This window comes from Microbispora sp. H10885 (assembly GCF_014161415.1).
In the GTDB taxonomy this organism is placed as follows: Bacteria; Actinomycetota; Actinomycetes; order Streptosporangiales; family Streptosporangiaceae; genus Microbispora; species Microbispora triticiradicis.
In genome coordinates, this window is the sequence record NZ_JABBWY010000009.1 from 38,769 (window position 1) to 52,921 (window position 14,153).

The window sequence follows — 14,153 nt, forward strand, 5'->3', positions numbered from 1 at the left end:
CCGCCCGCGTCCTGCCGCTCAGCCGGCCGGTACGGGCAGGGTCCCGATGACGGCGCTGGCGTCCAGCTCGTCGTCGCAGGTCAGGCGGGTGACGAGCCCGGCGCGGGCGACTGCTTCGGCGGTCTTGCCCGCCTGGCTCTCGCTCGTCTCCACCAGAAGGCTCCCGCCCGGCGCCAGCCATCCGGACGCCCCGGCGACGACCCGCCGTACGACGTCGAGCCCGTCGGCGCCGCCGTCGAGTGCGACCTTCGGCTCGTGTTCGCGCGCCTCGGGCGGGAGCAGGCCGATGGCCCGGGTGGGCACGTACGGCGGACTGGCGACGACGACGTCCACCCGGCCCCGCAGGCCGGCCGGCAGCGGCGCGTACAGGTCGCCTTCGTACACCCGGCCGCCCACCTCGGCGAGGTTGCGGCGGGCGCAGCGCACGGCGGCGGGATCGACGTCCACGGCATGCACCTCGATCGGCCCCGCGGCGGCGGCCAGCGCCGCGCCCAGCGCCCCCGTGCCGCAGCACAGGTCGACGACGACGGCCCCCGGGCGGGTGAGGGCGGCGGCCTGGCGGACGAGGAACCCGGTGCGCGGCCGGGGCACGAAGACCCCGGGCTCGACGGCCAGCCGCAGGCCGCAGAACTCGGCCCAGCCGAGGACGTGTTCGAGCGGCAGCCCGTCGGCACGCCGCCGCACCATGGCGTCGAGTTCGGCCGGCGTACGCGCGGCGGCGACCAGCAGGCGGGCCTCGTCCTCGGCGAACACGCAACCGGCGGCGCGCAGCCGGGTCACGATCGCGGGCGGAGCAGGGGAGGGGGCAGGGGAGCGGGATGACAGTGACATGGGGAGCCTTCCGGAATGCCGAGGGCGCTCCCGCGGTCGCCTCGCTCTAGGGGACCGTACGCACGGGGAGAAGGGAGCACCCGACCTGTTCAGCGGTAATGGGGCTCACCTCCTCGCGTCGTCGCCGCCGTGGACGGCACATTATCAGAGCACGCCTTCCCATCGCCCGGGGCGCTCGTCGGTGGAGACGCTGCCGGGTTGATCACCTGCTTCCCCGCGTCCTAGGATCGCCGCCATGACGTTCACGTCCTTCTTCCACCTCCGCTAGCCGCCGTCGGCGAAGCGAGGCACGACCCGTCGCCGACGAGGCGGGGCGGCGCGGTGCCGTCCCGGGCCGACGCGGGAGAAGAAGGATCACCATGCGCGTTCGCGCTGTCACTCTCACCGCTCCGCGTCCCAGCGCTCCCGCCGTCCCGTGACGGCGGCGAGCCTGGTGGCGCGGTGCGTCCACGGGCTGGAGCCGACGCTCGCCGCCGAGATTCTGCGGCGCGGCCTCGGCGTCATCACCCACATCGGGCATCGCGAGGTGCGGTTCCGCGCCTCGCGCCTGCCCGCCCTGGGCCTGCGCACGGCGGACGACGTGTTCCTGCTGGCGGCGCAGGGCCCGGACGTCGGCGCGTCCCGGCAGGGCGCAGCCGCGCTCGCGGGGCTCGCCGGCGCGGCCGACCTCGCCGCGCTGGCGCGGCTGCGCCGTGACCACGGCGGCCCCCGCGGGCTCACCGGCGTCGAGGTGTCGGCGTCGTTCCTGGGCAGGCGCACCTTCACCAGGTACGACGTGGAGGACGCGGTGGGCCGCGTCCTGGCCGGCCGGCTGGGGGTCGGCTACCACTCGCGGCGCGGCGCGGGCGCGCCGCCGCCGGGCCACAGCGGCTGGCGGGTCACGCTGGACGGCGAGCGGGCCACGCTCCTGCTGCGGATCGCCGAGCGCCCCCTGCACCGGCGGGAGTACAAGCGGCAGTCGGTCCCGGGGACCCTGCACCCCCCGCTGGCCGCCGCCATGGTGGCGATGGCCGGCGTCGAGCCGGGCGACACGGTGCTCGATCCCTGCTGCGGCGCCGGGACGCTGCTGATCGAGGCGGCGGAGCAGTGTCCGGGCGCCCGCCTGTACGGGTTCGACCTGGCCGGGCGAGCGGTGACGGCGGCCCGGGAGAACGCGGCCGGGCTGCCCGTCGCCGTCGGCCGCGCCGACGCCGGACGGCTGCCGGTGCGGGACGGCGTCGCCCACCGTGTGCTGGCCAACCCGCCCTGGGGCGGTCAGGTCCCTCCCGGCGGCCTGCTCGCCGCGTCCCCCGCACGGTGGTGGGCGGAGGTGCGCCGGGTGCTCGCACCCGGTGGGACCGCCGTGGTCCTGCTTCCCGGCGTCGGCGACCTGCCCCTCGCCCTCCGTCAGGGCCTCACGCCCGTGCACCTCCAGCGCGTGCGGGTCGCCGGGGCGGAGTCGTTCCTCGTCCGGTTGACGGCGCCCAGGCCCGCCCGCGGGGCACGGTGAGGGCGCAGTGAGGGCGCGGTGAGACGGCCTACGCGTCCCCCGCCTCCGCGGCCGGCTGTGCCGTGGGGCGCGGGGCCGGCCCGGCGGGCAGCAGCGACGCCGGTAACAGGCCGAGGACGACGAGCCCCGCCATGACCGGCAGGGTGGACCCCAGGGCGGACCCGGTGGCGGGGGCCTCCACGGCCGTCACCCCGGCGGCCACGGCGATGCCCAGGCTCGGACCGATGTTCATCACGGTCTGCTTCAGCCCGCCGACGACTCCGGCGTACCGGGCCGGGGCGTCGCCGACGACGGTCCCGGTCGCGGTGACCATGACGGCCGCGAACCCGGCGCCGACCAGGGCGAAGGCCGCGCCGGTGGCCGCCCACGAGCCGTCCGGGCCGAGCCGGGCCACGCACGCGACGCCGAGGGCCGCGAGCGCCGTCCCGGCGACAGCCGTACGGCGCGGGCCGTGCCGGCGCACGGCGGCGGCTGCCACGGGCGCGCCGAGGACCATGACCACCGTCACCGGAAGCAGCCGCACACCCGCCGCGAGCGGGCCGAGCCCGAGCCCCTGCTGCAGCACGAAGGTGACGGCGAACAACGCGCCGAACACGCCGCTGGTGACGGCCAGCAGGAGCAGCATCGACGCCGTCACCGGCAGGGACCGGGCCACCGCGGCCGGCACGATCGGGTGCGCGGCCCGGCGTTCGTGCGCCGCGAACACGGCCGACAGGCCCGCGACGGCGAGAAACCCGAGCAGCGTCGGCCCGGCGGTCCACCCGTGCCCGGGCACGCCGGCCAGCGTGTGGACTCCGAGCGCCAGCACGACCGTGAGCAGGGCCGCGCCCGTGAGGTCGAGCCGCGTCCGTACTGAGCCTTGGGGGCGGGGTGTGCGCACGGCGAGGGTGAGCGCGGCGATCAGGACGGCGATCGGGACCTGGAGCACGAACACGGTGCGCCAGCCCAGCTCCGCGACGACGACCCCGCCCACGACCGGCCCGGCGGCGCCGGCCACGCCGATGGCGCCGGTGCGGACGGCGATCGCCGTCCCGAGCCGGTCCGCCGGGTAGGCGAGCCTCAGCAACGCGAGGGTCGACGGCTGGAGCAGCGCGCCGAACACGCCCTGGAGGACCCGCAGGCCGATCACCCAGCCGATCGCGGGCGCGAGCGCGATGCCGGCCGAGGCGGCCGCGAAGCCGAGCACGCCGGCGAACAGCATGCGCCGATGGCCGTAGCGGTCGCCGAGCCGTCCTGCGACGACGAGGAGCGCGGCCACCGCGACCATGTAACCGGTGCTCGTCCACTGGACCTGCGTGAGGCTCGCGGCGAGGTCGCGCTGCAGGCTGGGCTGCGCCACGACCAGGACGGTGCCGTCCAGGGCGACGACCATCGCACCCGCCGCGCTCACCGTCAGCGCCAGGCGGGGTCGCGAAGCTCCGGTCACGGGACCGCGGGCCCGAGGTGGGCGTCCAGCACCTCGGCGACCAGCCGGTCGAGGCGTTCGCCGTCCGGCACCGCGCCGTGGGCGTCGAGGACGAGTCGCAGGCTGCCCCACGTCCACAGCTGCGCGAGCCCGTGCAGGGCGGACCAGAAGGCCGCCGCCGTCACCGCGGGCTCCTCCGGCGGGTTCGCCGCGCTCCGGCACTCGGCGACCAGCGCGACCAGGCGCTCGAACAGCGGCAGCGTGGACTCCCGCAACCTCGGCCCGTCCGACCCGTGCCTGTCGCTGTCGAGCAGTTCGTGGCGGAACATCAGCTCGAACATGCCGCGGCACTCCAGCGCGTACGCGACGTACTCCCGCGCGAACACTCCCAGCAGGTCGCGCGGTGAGGTCAGCCCCGCCATGGCGGCGGAGAACCGCGCTTCGAGGTCGGCGAAGCCCCGGCGGGCGATGGCCGACAGCAGCGAGTGGTGGGTGGGGAAGTACCGGCGCGGCGCGCCGTGCGACACCCCCGCCCGGCGGGCGATCTCCCGCAGGCCCACCGCGGCGGCTCCCTCGGTCATCACGAGGTGGACCCCGACCTCCACGAGCCGCTCCCGCAGGGAGCCCTCAGTCTTCATAGACAGTGTCTACCAGCCCCGAGTAGACACTGTCTATCCGCAAGCGAAGATCGCGACGTATTGGTCACATCGCGTAGACCTCGATCACCCTGCCGTCCGGATCGGTCACGACGTGCCGGCCGGGCCTCAGCGGCGGCTCGCAGGCAGCGCCGTCGGCACCGATACCGAGCCGTACGGCGCCGGTTCGGCGCTCGGAAGTGGCGGGATAGAGCTCGAAGACCTGGCCGTCGGGCAGGACGGCGGCGTAATGCTCCGGGCCGTCCCCGTGCCGCTCCCGTGTGAAGCCGATGCCGAGTGCACTGTAGAAGGTGCGGCACTCCTCCATCCGGTCGGTGTAGAGGACCAGCAGGGTGAAGCGAGCAGTGGTGGCCGGCATGGGGATCCTTGTCTGCGCGGGTTGCTCTGTTGGAGTCGTCAGTCCTTGATCAGGAGGCCCTGGAAGGTGACGTCGCCCTCGTTGCCGTCCGACCGGTAGGCGAGCCCCTCGCCGGTCCGGGTCAAGGTGATCCTGCCCGGCGCGCACCTGTCCAGCCGGAAGACGAGTGCCGTCTCGGAGCTGCGCGTCAGCGTCAGGACCCCCCGGCACGAGCTGTCGGTGTCCTTCCAGCTTCCGGTGCGCCCGCCTGGCTCCAGCACGATCTGGACGTCGGCCTCGCTGGTTCCCACGAGCTCGTCGGGCACGAGATGACCTCCCCAGGTGCCGGCGAACGCGGCCGGAACCGTACCGCCGGGGGTGGTCGACGGCACGGGAGCGGCCTTCGGAGTCGTTTCGGCGTCCCCCTCGGCGTCGTCCGTCGCCTCAACGTCGTCCTGGGCCGCGCCGTCCTCCGCGACGGTTTCCCCTGGCCTGGAGCCGGCGGGCGGTGCCGGTGACTCGGCGGTGTGCGACGAGGTGCCGGCCGGGCCGGTGGACAGCAGGCGCGGCCCCAGCAGGGCGGCGGTGACCGACAGCGCGGCCACGGCGGCCACCGCCCCGGCGACGATCCCGGTACGGGAAGCCGGACCCGAGGGCGGGACGACCGGGAGAGCCGCGGTCGTCCCGCCCTGCCGTACCGGCCTGGTGGCCGCCGCGGCCGCGCCCGCCCGAAGCGGGTCGGGTGTGGCCCCGACGAGCTCCAGCAGCAGGTCGCGGGAGGCCGGCCGGCGGGCGGGGTCCTTGGCGAGGCAGCGTTCGACCACTCCGCGCAGCGGCCGGGGCAGCGCCGAGACGTCGGGCTCGGCGGTGAGGATCCGGTGCATGACGGCGGGGACGCCGGCGGCGCCGAAGGCCGGGCGGCCCGTGGCGGCGAAGACGATCGTGGCTCCCCAGGCGAACACGTCGGAGGCGGGTGTGGCCGGGTTTCCGGCGATCTGCTCGGGAGCCAGGTAGGCCGGGGTGCCGACCGGGCCCGCCGTGATCGTGTCGCTTTCACCGTGCCTGGCGATGCCGAAGTCCACCACCCGGGGTCCGTCCGGCCCCAGCAGCACGTTGGCCGGCTTGAAGTCCCGGTGCACGATCCCGGCCGCGTGAACGGCCGCCAGCGCCGTGGCCGTGCCGACCGCGAGGCGTTCCAGCTCGCCGCCGAGCAGCGGACCGCCGGAATCCACCCGGTGCTGCAGTGACGGCCCGTCGATGAACTCGCTCACCACGTACGGCATCCGCCCGTCGACCATCGCGGTCAGCACCCGGGCCGTGCAGAAGGGCGCGACTTCGCGAATCGCGTCGAGCTCGCGGACCAGCCGCTCCTTCACCGAAGAGTCGAGCCCCGACTTGAGCACCTTCACCGCGACCGGTTCGCCACGGGGCGACCGGCCGAGGAACACCACCCCCTGCCCGCCCTCGCCGAGCCGTCCGCTCAGTGTGAACTCACCCAGTACGCGCGGGTCGTCGGGCTCCAGGGGGGTGACCATGGCACCGGACCCTAGCGACGCGGGGGCCCGGTGCGGAACGGCTATGGGCGAGAACCCGGAGGCTGTCGCTCACAGAGGGAGTGTCGCGGTGAGCAGCTCGGCGGCCTTGCGGACATCGGCGTCCAGCGGGCGGTCGGGATCGACCGCGGGGATCGCCTCGACCAGGGTGTCGAGGAGCGCCGCGCAGCCCGGAGCCGTGGGGCGGCGGGCGCCGACGTGCGCCGCCTGCCGCAGCCCCACCGCCAGCGACCCGCAGAGCAGCCGCAGCAGGTCGGCCATGTCGTACGCGCGAAGGGCCGCCTGGGTGCCGAACGGCACCACGTCCTGGTTGTGCAGGTTGGTCGGCAGGCTCTGCATGCTCGCCGGCACGGCGGCGCGGCGGATCTCGGCGACGAACGCGGTCGTGGCGAGCTGCACCCCCTGCATCCCGTGCTGACGGCCGGGTCCGGCGGCGAGCATCGGGGGCAGGCCGCCGTTGCGGGCCGGGTCGACGAGGAGGTCGAGCTGCCGCTCGGCGAGGTTGCCGAGCTGGGCGGTGACCGTCGCCAGGAGGTCGGCGGCGAACGCGGCCGGCTGCCCGAAGAAGTTGCCGCCGTGCACGACCAGGTCGTCGTCGGGAAAGAACAGCGGGTTGTCGCTGACGCTGGACAGGTCGGCCGCGACGACGCCGTCGACGTAACGCAGGGCGTCCTCGGCGGCGCCCAGCAGTTGCGGGGAGCAGCGGATGCTGTACGGCTCCTGCAGCGCCCGTGTGCCGGCCGGGAGGATCCCGGCGAGGGTCTTGCGCATGCCGTCGGCGACGTCGATCGCGCCGGGATGGCCGTAGGCGCCGAGCAGTCGCGGGTGGAGGAAGCCCGGGTCGCAGCCGAGCAGATCGACCAGCAGACAGGTGAGCGCCTGCAGCGCGCGGTGCGAAGACCGCACGCTGTCCAGGGCCAGGGCGGTCGCGGCCGTGGTGAGAGAGGTGCCGTTGACGAGCGCGAGGGCGTCCCGGCCGTCGAGCGTCAACGGGGTCAGCCCGGCCTGGCGCAGCGCCTCGGCCGCGGGCATCCGCGAGCCGTCGAGATAGGCCTGTCCCCGTCCGCGCAGCGCCTGGGTGGCATAGGCGAGCGGGATCAGGTCCCCGCTCGCGCCGACCGAGCCGTAGCGCGGGATCGCCGGGACGAACGTCGTCGTGAACATCGCGGCGAGCCCGTCGACCACGTGTGCCGAAACCCCGGACGCCCCTTGGGCGAGCGACCACGCGCGCACGAGGAGCGCGGCCCGGCTCACGTCGTGGGGCAGATCCGGCCCCTGCCCGGCGCCGAGGTGGGCCAGGGTGTTGTCACACTGGTCCGCTTCCTCCTCCCGGCCGGCGAACCCGACCAGGGCGCCGAAGCCGGTGGTCGCGCCGTACACCGGACGTTCGTCCTCCCGCACGTCGCGGAGGAAGTCACGGCCGCGTTCCACGCGGTCGCGGACGGCCGCGCCGACCACGACGGACACCGGCGTCGCGGCGCGGTGCAGGTCGGCTGAGCGCAGCGGAGCGCTGAGGTCGATGGTGTCTTCGACGGCGGGCATGCCCGGACCGTAGACAGCCGATTCTCAGAATCCTATGAGAATTCGCCCGTAGCTTCCGGCTCATGGCGCATGACTACCTGATCATCGGGGCCGGACCGGCCGGGCTGCAGCTGGCCGCACTGCTCGAACACGGCGGTCACGACTATGTCGTCCTGGAACGCGGAGCCGGGCCGGGCACCTTCTTCACCCGGTTCCCGCGGCACCGCCAGCTGATCTCCATCAACAAGGTGCACACGGGGTACCAGGACCCGGAGCTGCGGCTGCGGATGGACTGGAACTCGCTGCTGAGCGACGATCCCGAGCTGCTGTTCACCCGCTACAGCGAGGAGTACTTCCCGCAGGCCGACGATCTCGTGCGCTACCTGTCCGACTACGCGGCGGCGACCGGCGTCAAGGTGCACTACGACGTCGACGTCGTCCGGATCGGCCGTGACGACGAGGGGTTCACCGCCACCGACGGCAGCGGACGCTCATGGCGGGGGCGGCGGCTGGTCGTGGCCACCGGGGTCTCCCAGCTGCACGTCCCGCCGATCCCGGGCGTCGAGCTCGCCGAACGCTACGACACGTTCGAGACCGACCCGGCGTCCTTCGCCGACCAGCGGGTCCTGGTGATCGGCAAGGGCAACTCGGGGTTCGAGACCGCCGACGCGCTCATGGCCAAGGCCGCGGTCATCCACGTCGCCGGGCCGCACTCGGTCAGGATGGCCTGGCAGTCGCACTACGTCGGGCACCTGCGCGCGGTGAACAACAACTTCCTCGACAGCTACCAGTTGAAGTCCCAGAACACGGTCCTCGACGGCACGGTGGAGAGCATCGAACGCCGCGCCGACGGCGGCTACCGGGTGCTGTTCCGCTACGCCCGCACCGTGGAGGCGCTGCGCGAGCTGTTCTACGACCGGGTGGTCGTGTGCACCGGTTTCCGCTTCGACGCCTCGGTGTTCGACGACGGCTGCCGGCCCGCGCTGGTCATCAACGACCGTTTCCCCGAGCAGACGCCGGCGTACGAGTCCGTCAACGTGCCTGATCTGTACTTCGCCGGCACGATCACCCAGCAACGCGACTTCAAGAAGGGCACCAGCGGGTTCATCCACGGTTTCCGGTACGGGGTGCGCGCGCTCTACCGGATCCTGACCACCCGGTACCACGGCGCGACCTGGCCGGCCGAGCGGGTCGAGCCCACCCCGGACGCGATCAGCGAGGCGATCATCGCCCGGGTCGACCGCTCGTCGGCGCTCTGGCAGCAGTTCGGCGTGCTCGGCGACGTCGTCACCGTGACCGGAGGCACCGCGCTGTACCAGGAGGAGGTCCCGGTGGCGTACGTGGCCGACGGCGGCCTCGGCGGCGCCCGGCACACGTTCGTCGTCACGCTTGAGTACGGCCAGGGCCACGACGCCGTCGACCCGTTCGACATCTCGATCCCGAGGGTCGTCGAGAACGACGCCGTCAACGCCCACGACGCGAGCTACCTGCACCCCGTGGTGCGGCACTACCGGGACGGCGCGCCGACCGGCGTCCACCACCTGGCGGAGAACCTGGAGAACCAGTGGAACCTGCCGGAGGTGCACCAGCAGCCCCTGGCCGTCTTCGTCAAGGAGTGCCTTGCCGACGCCGGCTGAGCCGTACCCGCGTGCCGTCCTGGACCTTTTGGAGGCGGCCGGGGACCGGCCCGTCTTCGAGCACGGCGCCCGTGCCGTCACCGGCGCACAGATGCTCGGCCTCGTCCGGCGGATCGCGGCCGGGCTGCGCGCCGCGGCCGTCGGGCCGGGGGACGGCCTCGCCATGATGCTTGGCGTCACCCCGGAGGCGTTCGCCGCGACGATCGCCGCCTACGTCGTGGGAGCCCGGGCCGTCGGTGTGCGGCCCGGGCTGCCCGACGGCCAGTTGCGCCACGTGCTCCACCAGGACATCACCGCGGTCGTGACCGACGCGGCCACCGGGCCGGAGCACGCGCCGCGCACGCTGACCGTCTCCGAGCTGCTGGCCGCGTCCGGCGAGGACGGTCCGCTGCGCCTGTCCGGCCGGCCGGAGGACGTCGCCCGGCTCGTCTACACCAGCGGCAGCACCGGCACGCCCAAGGCCTGCGCACAGACCTACGCCGCCATGAACGCCGCGTGGACGGCCCGCCCGGAGGCGTGGCCGCCGGCGATCCGCGAACTGGCCTCCCGGCTGCGGCGCTACCTGGTGTTCGGGTCGCTGGGCAGCCAGGTGATGATGGAGTACGGCGTGCTCACGCTCGCCGCGGGCGGGACCATGGTCGTCGCCGACCCGCCCGCGTTCCCCGACGCGATCACCAGGTACCGGGCGACCGCCAGCGTCATCACCGTGCCTCGCCTGTACAAACTCGTCGCCGCCCAGCGCACCGCCCCGGCCGACCTGAGCAGTCTCCGGGCGCTCATGGTGTCCGGGTCGCCGCTGGACGCGTCCCGGCTCCGCGAGGCACTGGACGTGCTCGGCCCGGTCGTGTTCCAGGGTTACGGGCAGACCGAGACCGGCACGATCTCCATGGCCACGCCGCGGGACGTCCCCCCGTCGGTCGGGTTCCCGCCGGACGTCGTCGACGTCGAGGTCCGGGACGCGGACGGCCGGCCCGTCCCGCCCGGCGTCGACGGCGAGCTGTACGTCCGTACCCCCGCGCAGGCCATCGGCTACTGGGCCGAGCCGGCGGAGACCGCGGAGGTGTTCGTCGACGGGTGGGTGCGCACCCGGGACCTGGGCCACTTCGACGAGGACGGCCGACTGTACCTGACCGGGCGGACCCGGGACGTCGTCATCGTCAACGCGAACCTCTACTACGCCGGCCCGATCGAGCGGGTCCTGGCCGCCGCCCCCGACATCGCTGAGGCGTACGTGGTCGGCGCCCCGGACGAGGACACCGGCGAGGCGGTGCACGCGTTCGTGGTACCGGTGGCGGACCGGATCCCCGACCTGGGCTCGCTGCGGGCGCTGGTCGGTGAGCGGCTCGGCGAGGCATGTGTTCCGGCGACCATCACCGTCCTCGACGAGGTGCCGACGGCGCCGAACGGCAAACCGGACAAGCGCCTTCTGACGCCCGCGATACCCCGAGGCCGACCGGCGTCCGGGAAGTTTCCCTGAGAAATCCGGGAGGCGGTGTCGGATCGGGGCGGCGGCGTTCGTAGCAGGGGTGAGGCCGCCCACAAGGGGCGGCGCCGAGGTAGGGGAACCGCGATCGTGAAGCTGACCACCATGACCCAGGTCACCGTCGACGGAGTGATGCAGGGAAACGGCGGCGCGTCGGACGAGGACCGCAGGAACGGATTCGAGCGCGGCGGATGGGCCCTGGGGAAGGGCGACGACGAGACCCACACGTTCATCAAGCAGACCTACCGGCGCGCCGACGCGTTCCTGTTCGGCCGGCGGACCTACGACCTGTTCGCCGGCTCGTGGGGGTCCTGGACGGATCGGGACGTGCCCGGCTGGGAGCCTGTCATGCGCGCGTTGAACACACGGCCCAAGTACGTGGCATCGGCCACGCTCGCCGACCCGGCGTGGCCGGGCACCACCGTCCTGTCCGGCGACCTCGCGACCGCCGTCGCGGACCTGAAGGCCAAGCCGGGCGGTGAGCTGCAGGTGCACGGCAGCGGCACCCTGACCCGATGGCTGCTGGAGAACGACCTGGTCGACGAGATGACGCTGATCGTCGTTCCCGTCGTTCTGGGCCAGGGCGCGCGCCTGTTCCCGGACGCCGGCCCTGATCTCGCGCTCGACCTGGTCGAGTCGCGCGTCGACTCGAAGGGCGTGACGATCCAGGTCTACCGGCCGGCCGGGCGCCCGCGGTACGCGACGGCCTGAAGTCCCTTACCGGGACACCAGACCGCCGATACCACGCGCCGGTGCGCCGCGGTCACGCGCCGACGTAGTCGGCGAGGTGCTCGCCGGTGAGGGTGGAGCGGGCGGCCACGAGGTCGGCCGGGACGCCCTCGAAGACGATCCGGCCGCCGTCGTGACCGGCGCCGGGCCCGAGGTCGATGATCCAGTCGGCGTGCGCCATGACCGCCGGGTGGTGCTCGATGACGACGACCGACTTGCCGGAGTCGACGAGCCGGTCGAGCAGGCCCAGCAGCTGCTCGACGTCGGCGAGGTGGAGACCGGTGGTGGGCTCGTCGAGGACGTAGACGCCGCCGTCGTCGGCCATGTGGGTGGCCAGCTTGAGCCGCTGCCGCTCGCCGCCCGACAGGGTGGTGAGCGGCTGGCCGAGGCTGAGGTAGCCGAGCCCGACGTCGGCGAGCCGGCGGAGGATGCGGTGGGCGGCCGGGGTGCGGGCCGGACCGGTGCCGAAGAACTCCTCGGCCTCGGTCACCGGCATCGCGAGCACCTCGCTGATGTCCTTGCCGCCGAGGGTGTAGCCGAGCACCGCGGCCTGGAAGCGCTTGCCCTCGCACTCCTCGCAGGTGGTCGCGACACCGGCCATCATCGCGAGGTCGACGTAGATGACGCCGGCGCCGTTGCAGGCCGGGCAGGCGCCCTCGGAGTTGGCGCTGAACAGCGCCGGCTTCACGCCGTTGGCCTTCGCGAACGCCTTGCGGATCGGGTCGAGCAGCCCGGTGTACGTCGCGGGGTTGCTGCGCCGCGAGCCGCGGATCGCGCCCTGGTCGACCGACACCACGCCCGCGCCCGCGGGGATCGACCCGCGGACGAGGGAGCTCTTGCCGGAGCCGGCGACGCCGGTGACGACGACGAGCACCCCGAGCGGGATGTCGACGTCGACGTCGCGCAGGTTGTGGGTGCTGGCGCCGCGGATCTCCAGACTGCCGGAGGGCGTCCGCACGGTCTCCTTGAGCCGGGTCCGGTCGTCGAGATGGCGGCCGGTGACGGTGCCGGCGCTCCGCAGCCCCTTGACGTCGCCCTCGTAGCAGACGGTGCCGCCCGCCGTGCCCGCGCCGGGGCCGAGGTCGACGACGTGGTCGGCGATCGCGATGGTCTGCGGCTTGTGCTCCACGACGAGCACCGTGTTCCCCTTGTCGCGCAGCCGCAGGAGCAGGTCGTTCATGCGCTGGATGTCGTGGGGGTGCAGGCCCGTGGTGGGCTCGTCGAAGACGTAGGTGACGTCGGTGAGCGAGGAACCGAGATGGCGGATCATCTTGACGCGCTGGGCCTCGCCGCCCGACAGCGTGCCCGAGGGCCGGTCGAGCGAGAGATAACCCAGGCCGATCTCCGTGAACGAGTCGAGGGTCTGCTGCAGCGTGGTCAGAAGCGGCGCGACCGACGGCTCGTCCAGGCCGCGCACCCACTCGGCCAGGTCGCTGATCTGCATGGCGCAGGCGTCGGCGATGCTGACGTCGCCGATCTTCGACGACCGGGCCGCCTCGCTGAGCCGCGTGCCGCCGCAGTCGGGGCAGGTGGTGAACGTCACCGCCCGCTCCACGAACGCCCGGACGTGCGGCTGCAGCGCCTCCTTGTCCTTGGACAGCATCGACTTCTGGATGCGCGGGATCAGGCCCTCGTAGGTGAGGTTGATGTTGTCGACCTTGATCTTGGTCGGCTCCTTGTGGAGCAGATCGCGCAGTTCGGTCTTGGTGAAGTCGCGGATCGGCTTGTCGGGGTCGAAGAAGCCGGAGCCGCTGAAGATGCGGCCGTACCAGCCGTCGACGCTGTAGCCGGGGATCGTGAGCGCGCCCTCGTTCAGCGACTTGGAGTCGTCGTACAGCTGGGACAGGTCGATGTCGGAGACCCGGCCCATGCCCTCGCAGCGGGGGCACATGCCGCCGGTGACGTTGAAGCTGCGGCGCTCCTTCACGGTCTGCCCGGCCCGTTCCATGGTGACCGCGCCCGCTCCGCTGATCGAGGCGACGTTGAAGGAGAACGCCTGGGGCGAGCCGATGTACGGCTTGCCGAGCCGGCTGAACAGGATGCGCAGCATCGCGTTGGCGTCGGTGACGGTGCCGACCGTGGAGCGGGGGTTGGCGCCCATCCGCTGCTGGTCCACGATGATCGCGGTGGTCAGGCCGTCGAGCACGTCCACCTCGGGCCGTGCCAGCGCCGGCATGAAGCCCTGCACGAACGCGCTGTAGGTCTCGTTGATCAGGCGCTGCGACTCCGCGGCGATCGTGCCGAACACCAGCGAGCTCTTGCCCGAGCCGGAGACGCCGGTGAAGACGGTCAGCCGGCGCTTGGGGATCTCGACGCTGACGTCCTTGAGGTTGTTCTCCCGCGCGCCGTGCACGCGGATCAGATCATGGCTGTCGGCCGCGTGCGGCGGGGTGTCCTGGCTCGGGGGCAAGCTCATCGTGTCTCTGTCTCCATGTGCGTACGCGGGGCCGTACCGGCGAACTGCGGTCGCGGCAACGGTCCCCCTGTCTACCCGATCGGCGGCTCCGGCGCG

The 14,153-nt window shown here is 73.5% G+C and carries 11 protein-coding genes; 4 read left to right on the forward strand and 7 right to left on the reverse strand.

Annotated features, from left to right (window positions below):
* Window positions 1–18 precede the first annotated feature (18 nt).
* The gene (locus tag HHX37_RS23750; RefSeq protein ID WP_182886823.1) at window positions 19–831 is read right to left on the reverse strand and encodes a putative protein N(5)-glutamine methyltransferase; all 813 of its coding nucleotides are present in this window, start codon (window positions 829–831) and stop codon (window positions 19–21) included.
* Between the two features lie 415 nt (window positions 832–1,246).
* Here HHX37_RS23750 and HHX37_RS37875 point away from each other — a divergent pair, with 415 nt between their 5' ends.
* Window positions 1,247–2,320 carry a methyltransferase domain-containing protein gene (locus HHX37_RS37875; protein ID WP_182886824.1) on the forward strand — a complete coding sequence of 358 codons (1,074 nt, stop codon included), beginning with the start codon at window positions 1,247–1,249 and terminating at the stop codon, window positions 2,318–2,320.
* Window positions 2,321–2,348: 28 nt separating this feature from the next.
* Here HHX37_RS37875 and HHX37_RS23760 read toward each other — a convergent pair whose 3' ends face one another.
* The 5 genes from HHX37_RS23760 to HHX37_RS23780 all read right to left on the reverse strand — a co-directional run bounded on the left by HHX37_RS23760 (window position 2,349) and on the right by HHX37_RS23780 (window position 7,813).
* Window positions 2,349–3,710 (reverse strand): MFS transporter, encoded by a 1,362-nt coding sequence (locus HHX37_RS23760; protein ID WP_310740496.1) that lies wholly within the window; start codon window positions 3,708–3,710, stop codon window positions 2,349–2,351.
* Between the two features lie 32 nt (window positions 3,711–3,742).
* Window positions 3,743–4,363, reverse strand: coding sequence for a TetR/AcrR family transcriptional regulator (locus HHX37_RS23765; protein WP_182886825.1), 621 nt, complete (start codon window positions 4,361–4,363; stop codon window positions 3,743–3,745).
* A gap of 64 nt (window positions 4,364–4,427) precedes the next feature.
* On the reverse strand, window positions 4,428–4,739 hold the full coding sequence (locus HHX37_RS23770) for a glyoxalase/bleomycin resistance/dioxygenase family protein (protein WP_182886826.1): 312 nt from the start codon (window positions 4,737–4,739) through the stop codon (window positions 4,428–4,430).
* A 38-nt stretch (window positions 4,740–4,777) separates the two neighbouring features.
* Window positions 4,778–6,253: a serine/threonine protein kinase gene (locus tag HHX37_RS23775; RefSeq protein ID WP_182886827.1), complete on the reverse strand. Its 1,476-nt coding sequence runs from the start codon at window positions 6,251–6,253 to the stop codon at window positions 4,778–4,780.
* Window positions 6,254–6,322: 69 nt separating this feature from the next.
* A complete protein-coding gene (locus HHX37_RS23780; protein ID WP_182886828.1) occupies window positions 6,323–7,813 on the reverse strand; it encodes an aromatic amino acid ammonia-lyase in 1,491 nt (496 codons plus the stop codon).
* Between the two features lie 62 nt (window positions 7,814–7,875).
* Here HHX37_RS23780 and HHX37_RS23785 point away from each other — a divergent pair, with 62 nt between their 5' ends.
* The 3 genes from HHX37_RS23785 to HHX37_RS23795 all read left to right on the forward strand — a co-directional run bounded on the left by HHX37_RS23785 (window position 7,876) and on the right by HHX37_RS23795 (window position 11,623).
* Window positions 7,876–9,429, forward strand: coding sequence for an NAD(P)-binding domain-containing protein (locus HHX37_RS23785; RefSeq protein ID WP_182886829.1), 1,554 nt, complete (start codon window positions 7,876–7,878; stop codon window positions 9,427–9,429).
* On the forward strand, window positions 9,413–10,906 hold the full coding sequence (locus HHX37_RS23790; RefSeq protein ID WP_220503096.1) for a class I adenylate-forming enzyme family protein: 1,494 nt from the start codon (window positions 9,413–9,415) through the stop codon (window positions 10,904–10,906). Before HHX37_RS23785 ends, HHX37_RS23790 begins: the two co-directional genes overlap by 17 nt.
* Window positions 10,907–11,002: 96 nt before the next feature.
* Window positions 11,003–11,623: a dihydrofolate reductase family protein gene (locus tag HHX37_RS23795; RefSeq protein WP_182886830.1), complete on the forward strand. Its 621-nt coding sequence runs from the start codon at window positions 11,003–11,005 to the stop codon at window positions 11,621–11,623.
* A 52-nt stretch (window positions 11,624–11,675) separates the two neighbouring features.
* Here the strand turns inward: HHX37_RS23795 and HHX37_RS23800 are convergent, their stop codons facing one another.
* Window positions 11,676–14,057 carry an ATP-binding cassette domain-containing protein gene (locus HHX37_RS23800; RefSeq protein ID WP_182886831.1) on the reverse strand — a complete coding sequence of 794 codons (2,382 nt, stop codon included), beginning with the start codon at window positions 14,055–14,057 and terminating at the stop codon, window positions 11,676–11,678.
* Window positions 14,058–14,153 lie beyond the last annotated feature (96 nt).

Excerpts from the sequence above, each read along its gene's own strand:
- HHX37_RS23765 (WP_182886825.1), bottom strand. The coding sequence starts at position 4,363 with ATGAAGACTGAGGGCTCCCTGCGGGAGCGGCTCGTGGAGGTCGGGGTC.
- HHX37_RS23800 (WP_182886831.1), bottom strand. The coding sequence starts at position 14,057 with ATGAGCTTGCCCCCGAGCCAGGACACCCCGCCGCACGCGGCCGACAGC.
- HHX37_RS23750 (WP_182886823.1), bottom strand. The coding sequence starts at position 831 with ATGTCACTGTCATCCCGCTCCCCTGCCCCCTCCCCTGCTCCGCCCGCG.
- HHX37_RS23775 (WP_182886827.1), bottom strand. The coding sequence starts at position 6,253 with ATGGTCACCCCCCTGGAGCCCGACGACCCGCGCGTACTGGGTGAGTTC.
- HHX37_RS23785 (WP_182886829.1), top strand. The coding sequence starts at position 7,876 with ATGGCGCATGACTACCTGATCATCGGGGCCGGACCGGCCGGGCTGCAG.
- HHX37_RS23770 (WP_182886826.1), bottom strand. The coding sequence starts at position 4,739 with ATGCCGGCCACCACTGCTCGCTTCACCCTGCTGGTCCTCTACACCGAC.
- HHX37_RS23780 (WP_182886828.1), bottom strand. The coding sequence starts at position 7,813 with ATGCCCGCCGTCGAAGACACCATCGACCTCAGCGCTCCGCTGCGCTCA.